Annotated in this window: 11 protein-coding genes and 1 pseudogene; 10 read left to right on the plus strand and 2 right to left on the minus strand. The window is 66.9% G+C overall.

All coding sequences use genetic code 11. The features are described from left to right. Positions 1-42 precede the first annotated feature (42 nt). Both ETR14_RS14050 and ETR14_RS14055 read left to right on the plus strand, forming a co-directional pair. Positions 43-429 carry a hypothetical protein gene (locus ETR14_RS14050; RefSeq protein ID WP_129385490.1) on the plus strand — a complete coding sequence of 129 codons (387 nt, stop codon included), beginning with the start codon at positions 43-45 and terminating at the stop codon, positions 427-429. Positions 430-499: 70 nt separating this feature from the next. Next, positions 500-1,315: a helix-turn-helix domain-containing protein gene (locus ETR14_RS14055; protein WP_129385492.1), complete on the plus strand. Its 816-nt coding sequence runs from the start codon at positions 500-502 to the stop codon at positions 1,313-1,315. Here ETR14_RS14055 and ETR14_RS14060 read toward each other — a convergent pair whose 3' ends face one another. Then, positions 1,316-4,459 carry a PAS domain S-box protein gene (locus ETR14_RS14060; protein WP_165356448.1) on the minus strand — a complete coding sequence of 1,048 codons (3,144 nt, stop codon included), beginning with the start codon at positions 4,457-4,459 and terminating at the stop codon, positions 1,316-1,318. It abuts the gene before it with no gap. A 230-nt stretch (positions 4,460-4,689) separates the two neighbouring features. On the opposite strand from ETR14_RS14060, the gene ETR14_RS14065 reads away from it, so the two are divergent. The 4 genes from ETR14_RS14065 (at position 4,690) to ETR14_RS14080 (ending at position 9,300) form a co-directional block, all read left to right on the plus strand. Further along, complete coding sequence (locus ETR14_RS14065) at positions 4,690-5,607, plus strand: sugar phosphate isomerase/epimerase (RefSeq protein ID WP_129385496.1); 918 nt, start codon at positions 4,690-4,692, stop codon at positions 5,605-5,607. 10 nt (positions 5,608-5,617) lie between these two features. Beyond that, positions 5,618-6,763 carry a Gfo/Idh/MocA family protein gene (locus ETR14_RS14070; RefSeq protein WP_206185836.1) on the plus strand — a complete coding sequence of 382 codons (1,146 nt, stop codon included), beginning with the start codon at positions 5,618-5,620 and terminating at the stop codon, positions 6,761-6,763. Between the two features lie 91 nt (positions 6,764-6,854). Further along, on the plus strand, positions 6,855-7,901 hold the full coding sequence (locus tag ETR14_RS14075) for a sugar phosphate isomerase/epimerase (RefSeq protein WP_129385498.1): 1,047 nt from the start codon (positions 6,855-6,857) through the stop codon (positions 7,899-7,901). 169 nt (positions 7,902-8,070) lie between these two features. Then, positions 8,071-9,300, plus strand: coding sequence for an MFS transporter (locus tag ETR14_RS14080; protein ID WP_165356449.1), 1,230 nt, complete (start codon positions 8,071-8,073; stop codon positions 9,298-9,300). 87 nt (positions 9,301-9,387) lie between these two features. Here the strand turns inward: ETR14_RS14080 and ETR14_RS14085 are convergent, their stop codons facing one another. Then, the gene (locus ETR14_RS14085) at positions 9,388-10,359 is read right to left on the minus strand and encodes a sigma factor (RefSeq protein WP_129385501.1); all 972 of its coding nucleotides are present in this window, start codon (positions 10,357-10,359) and stop codon (positions 9,388-9,390) included. Between the two features lie 387 nt (positions 10,360-10,746). On the opposite strand from ETR14_RS14085, the gene ETR14_RS14090 reads away from it, so the two are divergent. The 4 genes and pseudogenes from ETR14_RS14090 to ETR14_RS14105 all read left to right on the plus strand — a co-directional run bounded on the left by ETR14_RS14090 (position 10,747) and on the right by ETR14_RS14105 (position 17,077). Further along, positions 10,747-12,003 (plus strand): NarK/NasA family nitrate transporter, encoded by a 1,257-nt coding sequence (locus ETR14_RS14090; protein ID WP_129391882.1) that lies wholly within the window; start codon positions 10,747-10,749, stop codon positions 12,001-12,003. A gap of 2 nt (positions 12,004-12,005) precedes the next feature. Further along, positions 12,006-13,223: pseudogene (locus ETR14_RS14095) on the plus strand (NAD(P)/FAD-dependent oxidoreductase); the annotation flags it as partial. A gap of 28 nt (positions 13,224-13,251) precedes the next feature. Further along, positions 13,252-15,840, plus strand: coding sequence for a nitrate reductase (locus tag ETR14_RS14100; RefSeq protein WP_129385505.1), 2,589 nt, complete (start codon positions 13,252-13,254; stop codon positions 15,838-15,840). Beyond that, the gene (locus ETR14_RS14105; RefSeq protein ID WP_129385507.1) at positions 15,833-17,077 is read left to right on the plus strand and encodes a molybdopterin molybdotransferase MoeA; all 1,245 of its coding nucleotides are present in this window, start codon (positions 15,833-15,835) and stop codon (positions 17,075-17,077) included. Before ETR14_RS14100 ends, ETR14_RS14105 begins: the two co-directional genes overlap by 8 nt.

A 17,077-nucleotide genomic window follows, 5' to 3' on the forward strand; every position in this document is an offset into this window, starting at 1 on the left:
AGTCTCCTTCGCCGGCACAAGGTCGGTTGAAGGAGACGAACCATGACGACCCTTTTCCTCAAACGAATCCTGGTCCTGGATGCGGCGAGCTGCCTCGGCATGGGCGCCATTCTCGCGCTCGCCGCAGCGCCGCTGTCCGGGCCGTTCGGACTGGATACGGTGGTCTTGCGCGCGGCCGGCCTCGCGCTGCTGCCGGTGGCTCTGTTCATCCTCTGGGTGGCGACCCGCGATACCTTGCGGCCTCTGCCGGTGTGGCTGGTCGTAGCAGGCAATGCGCTGTGGGCGGCCGAAAGCTTCGTGCTGGTCGCGACCACGCCCGGGATTACCTGGCTGGGCCAGGGTTTCGTCGCCTTGCAGGCGCTTATGGTTGCAGGCCTCGCCTTATTGGAAGCGGCCGGCGCGCTGAAGATCGCCCCGGCCCGAGCATGATAGGAAAGCGGGTGGGGCACGCGCCGCCGGAGCCCCGCCAACGCCCGCCGCAGCCAGTGGAGAAGGTGTGATGGAACCGAATGTGCGCTCCCGGGAGAAGATAAAGCCAATCGGCGAGCAACTCCGCGCCTGGCGACAGCTTCGCCGCCTAAGCCAGATGGATCTGGCGCTCGATGCCGGCATATCGACCCGGCATCTGAGCTTCATCGAGACCGGTCGATCGAAGCCGAGCCGCGAGATGCTGGCGCTGCTTGCAGAGCAGCTCGACGTTCCGCTGCGCGAACGAAATCTGCTGCTCCTCGCCGGCGGTTTTGCGCCGGCTTATGCCGAGCGGCCTCTCGATCACCCCGATCTCGCCGCTGCCCGCGCAGCGGTCGAGCGGGTGCTCGACGCGCATGATCCCTTTCCCGCATTGGCGGTCGACCGCGCCTGGAACCTGGTCGCCGCCAATCGGGCCGCGGCCGGTCTGATCGCCGGCGCCGCACCCGAGCTTCGCGTCGAGCCGGTCAACGTACTCCGCCTCAGCCTCCATCCGCAGGGGCTCGCACCGGCGATCCGCAATCTCGGCGAATGGAAGGAACATCTGATCGAGCGCGTGCGCCGCCAGGCGGCGACAAGCGGCGATCCTCGGCTCCTCGCGCTTCTGGAAGAGCTGTCCGGTTACGACGCGCCGGCGCGGACCGACGGCGGGTTCGACGACACAGCCGGTCTCTACGTGCCGCTTCGGCTTGCCACGCTCGCCGGAGAGCTGGACTTCTTCAGCACGACGACCGTGTTCGGAACGCCGCTCGACGTCACCTTGTCCGAATTGGCAATCGAGGCCTTCTTCCCTGCGAACGCGCAAACCGCGCAACGCCTGCGGCGGCTGGCAGCTTCCGACGCGTGATTACTGGGCGCGCTGCAGGCGCTCGAAGGCTGCGCGAAGCGCGTCTTTCAGCTCGGCCGGAGTCCAGCGTTCGATCCCGACCTCCAGCGCATGTGCCGCCGCGCCGAACTCGGCGTCGCCGAACATGCCGGCGGTGCCGGCAATCTGGTGCGCTACGGTCGCGATTTCGTTGAGATCGGCGGCGGAGGGCGCACCGGCCTGCGCGATCCTGCCGATCGCCGCCAACGCGTTCGTCTTGCGCTGGCGGTAACGCTCTTCGAGGCTGGGCTTGGTCGATGAGGCTGGGGAAGAGGGCGGGTCCGCAGGGCGGCGCGCCTCGGAACCGCTCAGAAAGCGGACCAGCATCCGCTCGAGCGCCCCATGATGGAGCGGCTTGGTCAGATGATCGTCCATGCCGGCCGATTTGCAACGATCGAGGTGGCTCTGCTGGGCACTGGCGGTCAGGGCGACGATCGGGAGCTTGGCGTATGAGCCGCCGGCGGCCCGGACCGCCTGGGTCGCGGCGAAGCCGTCCATCACCGGCATCTGACAGTCCATCAGCACCAGATCGAAGGGGCGGGCGAAGATCGCTGCGACGGCGGCCGCGCCATGTTCGGCGATCTCGACCTCGCAGCCGTAGCGCGACAGCATCGCAAGCATCAGATCGCGGTTGAGATCGACATCGTCGACGACGAGAATGCGGCGACCCTGGAGAGCGTCTTGGGTCAGCGCGCGCAGTTCGCTGCGGTCGACGGCCGCGCCCTCGGCGCGCGCCAGCGGCAGCTCGAACCAGAAGGTCGCGCCTTCGCCGAGGCTGCTCGAAACGCCCATGGCTCCGCCCATCAACTCGATCAGTTGCCGGCTGATCGCGAGCCCGAGACCGGTACCGCCATAATGAGAGGCAACGGTGGGGCCGGCCTGGACGAAGCGGCCGAACAGGCTTTCCAGCCGCTCCGGCGGTATGCCCGGGCCGGTGTCCCGCACCTCGACGCGGATCCTGAAATCGTTCTCGCTCACTGACAGCGGCCACACGCTGACGGTGACCGCACCCTCACGTGTGAATTTGACGGCATTGGACAGGAGGTTGAGCAACACCTGCCGCAACCGCCCTTCGTCGGCGGCTGCGGACGAAGGAACGTCGGGGCTGATCAGCAGCCTCAGCGGCAGGTCGCGGGCCGCAGCCTGCGGTTCCAACAATGCTACGGTCTCGCGCAGGAAGATCGGGAGATCGAACGGAGAGGCGTTGAGCTCCAGCGCCGCCGCCTCCAGCTTCGAGAAATCGAGAACGTTGTCGATCACGCCCTGCAAAGCCTGGCCCGCATTATGGATCAGACCGATCCGCCGCTGCGTCTCAGCATCGAGGTTCGGCGCGTCGACCAGCAGGTGCGAAAAACCGATGATGCTGTTGAGCGGCGTTCTCAGCTCATGGCTCATATTGGCGACGAAATCGGATTTCGAGCGCACCGCCTCCTCGGCGCGCAGCCTCGCGGCGGCAAGCGCGTCTTCCTGTGCCTTCTGCGCGGTGACGTCACGGACGACGTCGATATAGCCGATCACCTCGTCGCCGCCGGTCTCGCGGAGCAGCGCCGGGCTCGATTCGAGCCAGATCGACGGGCGGTGACGTGCCCGCCAGCGGAAGCGCTCGCACGATCCCGTCCTGTTCAGACGGGCGAAACGGCGGCGGACACCGGGCAGATCGTCCGGATGAACATAGTCGATGAACAATTTGCCGAGCACATCGGCCTCGCTCAGGCCGAGGATGGCCTCGCACGCCGGCGAGATGAAGGTCAGCCGTCCCTGACCGTCGCCGGTGACGATGATGTCGGTCGAATTCTCCGCCATCAGCCGGTAGCGGGTCTCCGCCTCGCGCTCGCTGGTCAGGTTCTCGACCTGGGCGATGAAGTGCTTGGGGGCGCCGTCGTCCGCCTCCACCAGCGACACCGAAAGCCGCACCCACACCGTCTCGCCATTCTTGCGGATGTAGCGTTTGCCGATCTTGTAGTTGCTGATCTCGCCGGCCAGCATCTGCCCCAGGAAGCTGGTGTCGCGGCCGACGTCGTCGGCGTGGGTGATCGATTTGAAGTCGCGCGTGCGAAGCTCGTCCGGCGAATAGCCGACGATGTCGCAAAAGGAATCGTTCACCTTCAGGAAGCCGCCGTTCAGATCCATCAGGGCCATTCCGATCGGCGCGTGATAGAAGCCGTTCTCGAACAATTCGGTGCGGCTGCGGCGTTCGGAGATGTCGTGGAGCAAGGCGGTGAACTCCCAGCCTTCGCTCATCCTGGTGGCGTTGATCGCGATCTCGATCGGGATCCGGGCACCGCTTCTGTGCAGTGCCTCGACCTCCACGCGCTTGCCGATCAGCGACCCCTCTTCCGTCTGCAGGAAGCGTTTCATGCCCTCGTCGTGGCTGGCGTGAAGCTCCGGCGGGATGATCAGATCCGCGATGTCACGGCCGAGCGCTTCTTCCTCGCTCCAGCCGAAAGTGAGCGCCGCCTGCCGGTTCCAGCACGTGATGATGCCTCGCTCGCTCGTGGTGACGATCGCTTGATGGGCATTGGCGATGATGTTCGCGAGTCGCTGCTCGTTGGCACGAAGGCTGTTCTCGAGCCGCAGGCGCTCGCCCACTTCCCGGGCGAGTTCGAGCGAGCGCTCGGTCCATTCCTCGAGCATTCGCTCGGTCCGCTCGAAGCGCAGCTGCTTGCCCATCTCGGCGGCAAGGATCGCGGTGAGCAGCCGCAGCGCATGAATTTCGCTCGCGCCGAAGGCGTCGACGCGGTCGGACGAGATTTTCAGCACGCCGATCGCTGCGCCTTGCTGGAGCAGGGGCGCGCAGATCATCGATTTGATGCCGGTTCTCTCGCACGCCGCGCGATCGACACGCGGATCGTCCGCGGTATCGCGGCACAGCAGGATTTCGCCCTTGTCCGCGCACAGGCCGGAAAGGCTGCCGAAACGCTTGATCCGCATCCCGACGAATCCGGCCAGTGCCTTGTTCGTCGCGCGGTAGACCATCTCCCGTCCTTCGACGAGTTCGAGCACCACGCCCGAGGCGCCGACCAGCCGCTCGAGTTCGTCGACGACCGCCTGCATGAACGTGTCGAGATCGAGCTCCGCCTCCGCCAATTTGGTCTGAACGTGCGCAAGCGCTTCGAGACGCTGCACCGTCCAACTTGCCGAGCCGGATTGCGGGGAATCAAGGGGCATGGGCCTACCGAATCTGCGCGCGGCCACATGCCGCATCGACCTGCCCGCCTAAGGCGCTCCGCGTTAACCATCCGCATCGCGAAGGTACGGGCAAATGCGTAGATTGGGCGGCGGCGCAACAGGACTGCGCTTGCCCCAATTCCTGAGAGCGCTAACAATGGCGCAAACCGATAAGGGAGGATTGAGACGTGATCACGCGCCGGGCACTCATCGCGCATAGTGGAATCCTGGCTGCGGGAGCCATGCTTCCGACCAGCGCCGTATCGGCCGCCACCCGGGGCGGCGGGATGCCGCCGCTGGGTGTGCAGCTGTGGACGGTGAAGGACGATCTTGCCAAGGATTTCGATGGCACGCTGAGACAATTGGGCAAGCTTGGTTACCGGCGGATCGAGGCGGCCGGCTGGTACGATCGCACGCCGAAGCAGTTTCGGGATGCCATGCGCGCGGCCGGGCTGGAATGCGTGTCGGCCCACCATTCGATGGGCGATCTCATCGATCATGCCGACGAACGGCTTGCCTTCGCCCGCGACGTCGGCGTCAAATATGTCGTCGCCTCGTCCCCGGCAACCGCGAAGCCGATCGACGACAGCAAGGGCTGGAACCAGGGTGTCGCCGACGCGATGACCCTCGATCACTGGCGCTACAATGCCGATCAGATGGACAAGATCGGCAAGAAGGCGCGCGCTCTCGGCCTGCGCTTCGGCTACCATAATCACGCCGCCGAATTCCTCCGCTACGACAACAAGCTGCCGATGGACGAGATCATCCGGCTGACCGATCCGGCTCATCTGGTGCTCGAGCTCGATCTCGGCTGGGCCGCCGGTGCGGGCTACGATCCGGCCGAGGCGATCCGACGCTACGCGCCGCGCGTTCACCTGCTTCACGTCAAGGACATCGTCGCCGGCGAGCGGATTCCCGGCAAGATCGCCGCCGATGCGCGCAGCACCGTGGTCGGCGAGGGCAGCATCGACTGGAAGAGCGTGTTCGCCGCCGCACGCAGCGCACCCATTTATTCCTACTTCGTCGAGCAGGAGGAGCCGTTCACCGAACCGCCGCTCCAGGCATTGGCAAAGAGCGCCGCCTACCTCCGCCGGCTCCAGGCCTGAGGACCGCCGCATGCTGACCAAGGATCCCGTTCGCTATGCGATGATCGGCGGTGGGGAGGGGGCGTTCATTGGCCCCGTCCACCGCATCGCCGCCTCGATCGCCGGCAATCTCCGCCTCGTCGCAGGTGCGTTCAGCTCCGATCCTGATCGGGCACGCCGCTCGGGCGAGGCGCTCGGACTGCCTGCGGAGCGCAGCTATTCGAGCTGGGCCGAGCTTATTCAGCGGGAGCGCGAACTGCCGATCGAGCAGCGCGCCGAGTTCGTGGCCATCGTGACTCCCAATCACGTCCACGCGCCGGCGGCGATCGCCGCCCTGGAGGCCGGCTTCCCGGTGCTCACCGACAAGCCGCTGACGGACACGCTCAAGGCGGCATTGCAGCTGCAGGAAGTCGCGCATCGCACCGGCGGTCTGGTCGGAGTCACTCACACCTATACCGGCTATCCGTTGATCCGGCAGGCGCGCGCGCTGGTCGCCGGCGGCAGCCTCGGCGCTGTCCGTCGGGTCGCGGTCAAGTATACGCAGGGCTGGCTCGGCAAGGCGGAGGATCAGGTCGGCAAGCAGGCGGAGTGGCGGATCGATCCGGCGCGCTCCGGCCTCGGCGGTGCGTTCGGCGACATCGGCACCCACGCCTTCAACCTGGTCGAATTCGTCACCGGCGAGCGGATGACCAGGCTCAGCGCCGAAATTCGCGCGGCCGTGCCGGGCCGCACGCTCGACGATGACGGCGCGGCGATGTTCCACCTCGAAGGCGGCGCCCGCGGCACCTTGGTCGCAAGCCAGATCTGCACCGGCGACGCCAATGGGCTCGAAATCTCGGTGTGGTGCGAAGAAGCGGGCCTGCACTGGCGTCAGGAGCAGCCCAACAGCCTGCGCGTCGCGCGGCGCGGCGGGCCGGAGGAAATCTGGACCCCCGGCGTCGACCGTGGCTATCTGGACGAACGCGCGATGGCGGTGACCCGCCTGCCGTCGGGCCATCCCGAGGGGTATCTCGAGGCTTTCGCCAACATCTATCGCGATTTCGCCGAGGCGGTACGCGGCCGCGCGCCGCAACAGCCCGTCTACGCCAGCCTTTCCGATGGCGTGGCCGGGATGCGCTTCATCCAGGCCGCTCATGACAGCAGTGCGCGCGGCGCGGAATGGGTCGAGCTCGCGTGAGCACCGCCGAGCGCGTTTTCCATACCAGCCCAGCCCCGTTCGGGCTGAGCCTGTCGAAGCCCCCCATTTCTTTTGCTCAGGGAGACAGAGCATGAAGGGTCCCGCAATCTTCCTCGCCCAGTTCGCCGGCGACGAAGCTCCGTTCAACAGCCTGAAGAGCATGGCCGAATGGGCCGCCGGGCTCGGCTATAAGGGTGTTCAGATCCCCAGCTGGGATCAGCGCCTGTTCGATCTCGCCAAGGCCGCCGAGAGCCAGGATTATTGCGACGAGGTCGCCGGCATCTGCCGGGAGGCCGGTGTCGAGATCACGGAGCTGTCGACCCACCTGCAAGGCCAATTGGTTGCCGTCCATCCCGCTTATGACGATCTGTTCGACGCCTTCGCGGCCGAAGAGGTGCGCGGCAATCCGGCCGCGCGCACCGAATGGGCGATCGAGCAGGTCAAGATGGGTGCCCGCGCCAGCCGCCGGCTCGGCCTTGACGCCCACGCGACCTTCTCCGGTGCCTTGCTCTGGCAGACCGTCTACCCTTGGCCGCAGCGTCCCGCCGGCCTGGTCGAAGAGGGCTTCGCCGAGCTCGCCCGCCGCTGGACTCCGATCCTCGACGTCTTCGAGGAACAAGGCGTCGACGCCGCCTACGAACTTCACCCCGGCGAGGACCTCCACGACGGCATCACCTTCGAGCGCTTCCTGGAGGCCGTCGGCAACCATCCGCGCGCCAACATCCTCTATGATCCGAGCCACTTCGTCCTGCAGCAGCTCGATTATCTCGCCTTCATCGACATCTACCATGAGCGCGTCAAATGCTTCCATGTGAAGGATGCCGAGTTCCGCCCCACCGGCCGCGCCGGCGTCTATGGCTCCTATTCCGATTGGGCCGAGCGCCCGGGCCGGTTCCGCTCGCTGGGCGACGGCCAGATCGATTTCAAGGCGATCTTCTCCAAGTTCACCCAATATGATTATGCCGGCTGGGCGGTGCTCGAATGGGAATGCGCGTTGAAGCATCCCGAGCAGGGTGCGGCGGAAGGCGCGCCGTTCATCGCCGCCCACATGATCCGCAAGGCCGAACGCGCGTTCGACGATTTCGCCGGCGCCGCGCCCGACGCGGCCCGCAACCGCCGCGTGCTGGGGCTGGGCTGATCCGAAACTGACCACCACACACAAACCCCGTTCGGGCTGAGCTTGTCGAAGCCCTCTCCTTCTTCCCTCCCGCGCTGGAGAAAGAAGAGAAGGGCTTCGACAGGCTCAGCCCGAACGGTACAAGAACTCCGAAGATCATAGAAACAAGGGGAGGAAAGACCGGATGGACATGAGCACACGCTCCCGGCTGTCGCTGATGATGTTCCTGCAATATTTCGTGTGGGGCGCCTGGTTCGTTCCGTTCGCGACCTATCTCACCCGCAACGGCCTTCAGGACAATGTCGGCACCATCTACTCGGCGCAGGGCTGGGCCGCGATCGCGGCGCCGCTCTTCGTCGGCGCGATCGCCGATCGCTATTTCGCGGCGCAAAAGGTGATGGGCATTCTTCACGTCTTCGCGGGCGTGCTGCTGTTCGTGCTGTCGACCATTGGGGCGAATGCCGGAACGATGTTCATGGCGACGCTGGGCGTGCTGCTCGCCTATATGCCGACGATCGCGCTCTCCAACTCGGTCGCACTCAACGTGCTGACCGACAGCGAAAAGCAGTTCCCGGCCATTCGCGTGTTCGGAACGATCGGCTGGATCGTCGCCGGCCTGATCGTCGGCTTCGTTCTTCCCGGCGAGGCGGGCCACTGGTTCCCCGACGCCGGCCATGCCGAGCGGACCGCGCAGCCGCTGCTCCTCGCGGCCGCCGTATCGATCGTCTACGGCCTCTACGCCTTCACGCTGCCGAACACTCCGCCGCAGGCAGGGCAGGGGCGCACCTCCGTGGTCGCGCTGCTCGGCCTCGACGTGATCCGCACCTCGGATCGCAGCTTCTGGGTGCTCATCCTCTGCTCGATGCTGATGATGATCCCCTTCTCCTTCTACAACGTCTACGCCAACCCCTTCCTCGACGACATCGGCGTGGACAATGCCGCGGCGGTGCAGACGATCGGCCAGGTCTCGGAGGTCGGTTTCCTGCTGCTGCTGCCGCTGTTCTTCCGCTGGGTCGGGATCAAGGGCGTGCTGTTCATCGGCATGGCGGCCTGGGCGGTGCGCTATGTTTTGTTCGCCAACGGCTTCACCGCCGATGGGCCGATCACGCCGATCATCTACGCGGGCCTCGCGCTACACGGCGTCGGCTTCGACTTCGTCTTCGTGGCGGCCACGATCTGGATCGGCAACCACTTCGCCGCCGATGCGCGCAGCCGCGCCCAATCCTTCCTGGCGCTGATGACCTGGGGTGTCGGCTATCTGATCGGCAGCAACGTCGCCAATGCCGTCCAGGTCGGAACTGGCACCGGCGCCGATTGGCAGAGCTTCTGGTATCTCCCGGCGGCCTTTGCCGGGGTCACGGCGCTCGTTTTCCTGGTCGCGTTCCGCAATCGTGGGGAGAAGGTCGCTGCGGCGGCATAGCGGCCATCCTCTTCGTCGACACGAAAAGGGCCGGATCAGCTGGGAGCGGATCCGGGCCTTTTCATTGCCGAGGAGAGGCAGGAAGGATCACGCCGCCTGACGGGCATCCTGCCACTCGGCGTCCAGCGCCTGCACGGCGGCGCCAATGGCGACGACGTTGCCGGTGGCGCTGCGCGGGATGCCGCCGTTGCGGGCGGCGGCGGCCTTGTACTCGGCCATCACTTCGAACTTGGAGCTCTTCGAGACCAGCTCGCCCATCGTCTTGGCGGCGCGCTTGGTGATCTGACGGACGCGCTCCTTGGTGAGCTCCGTGTCGAGCGCCAGGGCATCGAGGGTGCCGGCGTCGAACACGCGGCGCTCGACGATTTCGCGGTTCCGCTCCAGTTTCTCTTCGAGCTTGGCGAGCTCGACCGGATCCACTTCGCGGAGGCGCGGCCGGTGGACGGGGAGCTTGTCGTCGCCGGCAACGGCGGGCTTCTTGGCGCGGGGCCGCTTCTTGAGCTGCTCCATACCGACGGCGCGGAGATGGTCGACATATTCGTCGATCAAAGCGGCGGTCGCGGTCTTGGCGAGGTAGGCGGAAGCGCCGGCCTCGGTGGCGGAGAGGGCGTCTTCGTCCTCGATCGTCGCTTCGAACGGCATGTCCTCGCCGTCGTGGCTGCGGCCGAGATCCTGAAGGGAGACGGTGAGCGCCTCGACCTTCTTGGCGGACGAACGCTGGTCGGTCATCAGGCGGAAGCGGAGGCCCTGCATCTCGCCGCGGATCTGCCAGTTGACGAAGGTGGTGAACTGCGCCTTCGCGGGATCATAGGCTTCGATCGCCCGGTGAACGGCGATCGCTGCGACCTGCTCGGCATCCTCGGCGTGGGCGACGAGGCCGTATTGGCGGGTGAAGTGGCGGATGCGCGGGGCGATCAGCTTGAGGATCGAGGCGAAGGCGCGGTCGGTGTTGAGCCGCTGCCGGCCGGTCTGCTTGGCACCCTCGGCGGCGCGGTTGGCGATCACTTCGGCTACCAGGGCTTCCAGCGCGATGGTGGTCTTGGACGTCGTAGCAGCCATGTTCGATCTCCCCTCGATTTCGGCATTTCTCCGGTGGGCGTCGCCGCCGTCCGGTGATGGTTAAATGCCCGATGTTCAGAGGGATTCTCAAATCCGGGTAGTTGCGTAAGGGGTAGTGCGTAGGTGCTGCGCCGGTGCCCGCGATTGCCGCACGTGCGAAGTAATCACCAAGGCCTTTTTGCACTTGCGAACTGCCCATGATGTGCGGGATTATCGGCCCGACGCGCGACGAGGCGCGCCATCGGAAGGATGGTCCCAGCGCCGGGGCGTCCCTCTCCTGAGATCAGCAAAGCCGCTGTTCGGTCCCCGCCTGTGCCGGAGGATCGAAGGCGGCTTTTTTCGTGCCCGAAGGCACCGGGAGTTTGAGCGATGAAGATTGCGGAACTGATGCGCGAAGGCTTCGATTATGCCGGCGGAGGCGCGGAGATCGATCCGGTGCCCCCCCGCGCCACACCTACATTCTGGCAGGTCGGCCATCCGCCGACGCTGATCGCAGCCTTTCTTTACTTCGATCTTGCCTTCATGGTCTGGGTTCTGCTCGGACCGCTGGCGCCGGAAATCGCCAAAAGCCTTCACCTCAGCGCCGCCGAGAAGGGCCTGATGGTGGCGACGCCGACCTTGGCCGGGGCATTGCTGCGGGTGGTCAATGGCCTGCTCGTCGATCGGATCGGGCCTAAGCGCTCCGGCGCGATCAGCCAGCTCATCGTCATTACCGGATTGTTCACGGCCTGGTTGGTCGGTGTCGGCAGCTTTGCCGGAACGCTTGCACTGGGCGTGATCCTCGGCTTCGCCGGCGCGAGCTTCGCCATCGCCCTCCCGCTCGCCAGCCGCTGGTATCCGCCCGAGCATCAGGGCAAGGCGATGGGCTTCGCCGGGATGGGCAATTCGGGAACGGTGCTCGCCGCCCTGTTCGCGCCTGGCCTCGCCGCGCTCTTCGGCTGGAATGCGGTGCTCGGCCTCGCCTGCATTCCGCTCAGCCTGGTCTTCATCGCCTATCTGGTGATGGCGAAAGATGCGCCGAATCGCCCCGCGCCCAAGGCCCTGGCGGACTATTTTCGGCCGCTGCAGAGTGCCGATGCCTGGTGGCTGATGGGTTTCTATGCGGTGAGCTTCGGCGGGTTCGTCGGGCTGGCCGCGTCGCTCCCGATCTATTTCACCGATCGCTTCGGGCTCACTCCGGTGAGCGCCGGCTATTGTACCGCAGCGTGCGTGTTCGCGGGATCCCTGGTGCGGCCGATGGGCGGTGCGCTCGCCGACCGCATCGGCGGGATCAGGACCTTGTCGGCCGTGTTCGCGATCGCAGCGGTCGCATTGGCAATGGTCAGCGTCGCACCGGGTGTCGTTTCCGCCCTGTTGAGCTTCGTCGTCGCCATGCTGGCGCTCGGTACCGGCAACGGCGCGGTGTTCCAGCTGGTGCCGCAGCGTTTCCAGTCGGAGATCGGCGTAATGACCGGCCTGGTGGGCATGGCCGGCGGCATCGGCGGCTTCTATCTCGCCTCCTCGCTCGGCATCGCCAAGCAGCTGACCGGCAGCTTCGCCGGCGGCTTCCTGATCTTCGCAGGGCTGGCACTGCTCGCCTGGGCGGGGCTGTTCGTGGTCAAGGGCCAGTGGCGCGCCGCCTGGAGCACGGGCGCGAGGATCTGACGATGGCCGCTTCCGCAAAGGACACGCGGCCGCACCTCGTCGTGATCGGCAACGGCATGGCCGGCTGCCGGGCGGTCGAAGAGGTGCTGGCACGCGCTCCGGATCGCTACCGCATCACGATCGTCGGCGCGGAGCCGCGGGTCAATTACAACCGGATCATGTTGTCGCCGCTGCTCGCCGGCGAGAAGAGCTTCGACGATATCGTGATCAACGATCGCGATTGGTATCGCGACAATGACATCGAACTGATCGCCGGCGATCCGGTGGAGGCGATCGATCGCGCGTCGAAGACCGTGGCGTCGCGGAGCGGCCGCATCGTCGCTTACGACACCTTGCTGATCGCGACCGGCTCCGAACCCTTCATCATCCCGGTGCCGGGCGCGGACCTCCCAGGCGTGGTTGGCTTTCGTGACCTGGATGACGTGGAGGCGATGGTGGCCGCGGCGGCGGACGGGGGCGATGCCGTGGTGATCGGCGGCGGGCTGCTCGGCCTCGAGGCGGCGCACGGCCTCAGCCTGCGGGGCATGAAGGTCACCGTGCTGCATCTGATGCCGACACTGATGGAGCGTCAGCTCGATCAGGCCGCCGCGGCCTTGCTCAAGGCGTCGCTCGAGACGCGCGGCCAGACCATTCTGACCGGCGCCGACACCGCCGAGATCTTGGGCAAGGAACGTGTCGAGGGCGTCCGCCTGAAGGACGGCACGCTCATTCCAGCACGTCTGGTGGTCATGGCAGCGGGCATCCGCCCCAACGTCGCCCTCGCGCGCGCAGCCGGGCTTGCGGTCGGGCGCGCAATCCGCGTCGACGATCATATGGTTACGTCCGACCCTTCGATCCTCGCCGTCGGCGAATGCGTCGAACATCGCGGCGAGGTCTATGGCCTGGTCGCGCCGATCTGGGAGATGTGCCGGGCGCTCGCCGAAGGTCTGGCCGGCCGCGCCGCCGGCTATGCCGGTTCGGTGACCTCGACCAAGCTCAAGGTCTCCGGGATCGACCTGTTCTCCGCAGGCGCGTTCGCCGGCGGGGAAGGCAGCGAGGAGATCGTCCTGCGCGACGATGCCGGGGGAACGTATCGCCGGATCGTCCTTAAGGACGATCGCATCGTCGGGACATTGCTCTACGGCGATACCGCCGACGGCCCCTGGTATTTCGATCTCCTGCGCAGTCAGCGCGACGTGTCGGGCATGCGGGATCTGCTGATCTTCGGCGCGGCTTATGCCCAGCCTGCCCCAGGGGCATCGCACTGACATGACCAAGGCGGTCCGCACCACCTGCGCCTATTGCGGGGTCGGCTGCGGCATCCTGGCAACGCGTACCGGCCCGCGATCGATCGAGATCGCCGGCGACCCCGATCATCCCGCCAACCATGGCCGGCTTTGTTCCAAGGGTACCCATCTCGGCGAAACGGTGGGGCTTGAGGGGCGCCTGCTGCAACCGATGATCGGCAAACGGCAGGCGACCTGGAACAAGGCGCTGGATCTCGTCGCCCGGCGCTTTCGCCGTACGATCGCCGATCATGGCCCGGACAGCGTCGCCTTCTACGTCTCGGGGCAATTGCTGACCGAGGATTATTATGTTGCCAACAAGCTGATGAAGGGATTCATCGGCTCGGCCAACATCGACACCAATTCCCGGCTCTGCATGTCGAGCGCGGTCGCCGGCCACATTCGTGCCTTCGGCGAGGACGTGGTGCCGGCAAGCTATGACGATCTCGACTCCGCCGACCTGTTCGTCCTGGTCGGATCGAACACGGCCTGGTGCCATCCAGTCGTCTATCAGCGCACCCGCGCCCGCTGTGCGGCCGGCGCCAGGATGGTGGTCATCGATCCGCGGCGGACGGAAACGGCCGAGGAGGCCGATCTGCACCTCGCCATCCGCCCCGGCAGCGACGTCGCCCTGTTCAACGGCCTGCTTGCATACTGCCGGGACAACCGCCTGATCGACGAAGCTTACCTGGCCCGAAGCGTCCATGTACCCGACGACTTCTGGGCCAAGGTGGGAGAGGGGAGCGACCTGTGGTCGGCGGCGCGGACATGCGATGTCCCGCCTGCCGACCTCAGGCGCTTCTTCGATCTGTTCGCCGCCAACCCGCGCACCGTCACCCTGTTCAGCCAGGGCGTGAACCAGTCGGTGCGTGGCACCGATCAGGTCAACGCGATCCTCAATCTTCACCTCGCGACAGGCCGGATCGGCAGACCCGGCGCGGCACCTTTTTCAATCACCGGCCAGCCCAATGCGATGGGCGGCCGCGAAGTCGGCGGGCTCGCCTCCACCCTCGCGGGGCACATGAACTTCGAGCCCGAAGATGTGGCGCGGGTCGGCCGCTTCTGGGCGGCGCCGAACATGGCGTGCAAGCCGGGCCTCAAGGCCGTGGACCTGTTCCGCGCAGTCGGTGAGGGCCGGATCAAGGCGCTTTGGGTGATGGCGACCAACCCCGCCGTGTCGATGCCCGATGCCGGACAGGTGCGCACGGCGCTTGCCGGCTGCCCGTTCGTCGTCGTCTCCGACGTGATCGCCGACACCGACACCAATGCCTTCGCCCATGTCCGCCTGCCGGCGGCGGCCTGGGGCGAGAAGGACGGCACCGTCACCAATTCGGAGCGGCGGATCAGCCGACAGCGCGCGCTTTTCGATCTTCCGGGCGAGGCGAAGCCTGATTGGTGGATCGTCAAGGAGGTCGGCCGGCGCATGGGCTGGCCCAGCCACTTCGCTTATGATCGAGTTGCCGACATCTTCCGCGAGCATGCCCGTCTGTCGACGTACCAGAATGACGGGAGGCGGCTGTTTGCACTTCCGGGTCTGTCCGCGATCGGCAATCAGGCTTACGACGCGATGCCGCCATTCCGCTGGGGCGGCGATCCCTTCGCCAACGGCCGCTTCCAGACGGACAATCGCCGGGCCCGGCTGGTGCCGATCGTTCAGCGCACCCTGTCAGCGCCCCTTTCCGCCTGGCCGATGACACTCAACACCGGCCGCTACCGCGACCATTGGCACACGATGACTCGTACCGGCCTCAGCGCCAGGCTCGCGCGGCACCGGGCGGAGCCGCTGGTGGAAATTCATCCTGACGACGCAGCGGCGTTCGGCCTTGTGGACGGGACGATCGCCCGCGTCTCAACCCCGCAGGGCGAGAGCCTGTTTCGCGTCGCGTTCAGCGAGGGGCAACGGCACGGCGAGTTGTTCACCCCGATCCATTGGACCGATCGAAATGCGAGCGGCGGCCGCACCGGCCTGCTGCTCCGGCCCTCGACCGATCCGCATTCGGGGCAGCCCGGATTCAAGCGCACACCGGCGGCGATCGCGGCGGTACCGATAGAGTGGACCGGCTTTCTGCTTGCGACGGGCGAGATCGCCAGGCCGGACTGCTTGTGGGCTACGCGCGTCCAGGTGCCTGGCGGAACGCTCCACGAACTCGCCGGCACCGGCGAGCCCGCAGCGTTGGAGGCCGTGTTGCCGCGCGGCGACCGCGTCGAGGTGGTGGACAGCGCCCGCGGGCTGCGCCGTGTCGCGATCCTGCGCGAGGGGCGTCTGGCCGCCGCCTTGTTCGTGACTCGCACCGGAACGCTGCCCGGACGCGACTGGCTTATCGAGCAGCTCGGCAAGTCGGCCCCGGTGCCGGCGCTGCTCGCAGGGGCGCCGGCGGGTCCGCGCGAGGATCGAGGCGCGATCGTATGCGTCTGCTTCGATGTGGGCGTGAAGACGATCGTTCATGCGATTGCAGGCCAGAGCCTGACGACCGTCGAGGCGGTTGGGAGCGCACTGTCGGCCGGCACCAATTGCGGCTCCTGCCGTCCCGCCATCCGCCGCCTGATCGAAGGAGTGTCCGTTCATGGATGATCTGGCCCTCATGGTCGCGGATGCGGGATGCGACCGTCCGTCCGTTCCCTGTTCCGCGTCGATGTCCTTTGACGCGGCGCAGGCCTTGCTTGTCGGCTGTGCGCGCCCGCTCGGGACGCAGACCATGAAGCTTGCCGAGGCCGGCGGCCATGTGCTCGCCGCCCCGGTCCATGCAAAGATCGACGCACCCCGCTACGACGCCGCCGCCATGGACGGCTTCGCCGTGGCGGCGGATGATCTCGTCGCGGGGGTCACGCGCTTTCGAGTGGTCGGATCCTCTTACCCGGCTGCCCCGCATCGCCATCCGATCGGGCCAGGCGAGGCTGTCCGCATCATGACGGGCGCGCCGATGCCGGCGGGCAGCGACCGGGTGCTGATGCGGGAACAGGTCCTCTCCTCGGGCGACACGATCCTGTTCGAGGGCGGGCCGGGCCGCGCCCATGTTCGATCCCGAGGCTCCGATTTCGCTGTGGGACGGTGCCTGCTGCCCGCCGGGCGCCTGCTCGATGGCCGAGCGCTGGCGGTCGCCGCCGCCGGAGATGCCGCGGCCGTCGAGGTGTGGCGCCGGCCGAGAGTGGCCATCGTTGCGAGCGGTGACGAACTCGCCGCCCCGGGTTCGGCTGCGGGAAGCCCGCTCGCCATTCCCGACAGCCTCGGCGAGTCCCTTGCGTTCATGGCCGACGCATGGGGCGGGGTGGTCGCCGGCGCGGCTCGGATCGCCGACGATCCGGTCGCGATCCGCGAGGCGGCCGCATCGGCTCTCGGTGACGCGGATCTGGTGGTGATGATCGGCGGCGCCTCGCGCGGCGACCGCGATTTCGCCAAAACGGCGCTCGTGCCGCTCGGGCTCGAGCGAGTCTTCGCTGACGTGACGATCAAGCCGGGTAAGCCGGTCTGGTACGGGCGGATCGGGAGCAGGCACGTGCTCGGCCTGCCCGGCAATCCCGTTGCGGCGTTCACGATCGCTCGTTTGTTCCTGATGCCGCTTCTTGCCGGTCTCGGCGGAGGCTCACCGCGCCTTGCCTGGACGAAGGCGCCGCTTGCGGCCCGCGTTCCAGAAACCGGCGATCGCGAGACGTTCCTCTGTGCCAGCGAGACCGGTGACGGTGTGCGCGTGATCGAGGGGCAGACCGCCTCCGCGCAGGCGTTGCTCGCCGATGCCGACACATTGGTGCGTTTCGCGCCGCGCAGGCCCGCATGCGAAGCGGGCGCATTCGTCGACACGCTGCGCTTCTGA

Source organism: Sphingosinicella sp. BN140058, assembly GCF_004135585.1.
Classification (GTDB): Bacteria; Pseudomonadota; Alphaproteobacteria; order Sphingomonadales; family Sphingomonadaceae; genus Allosphingosinicella.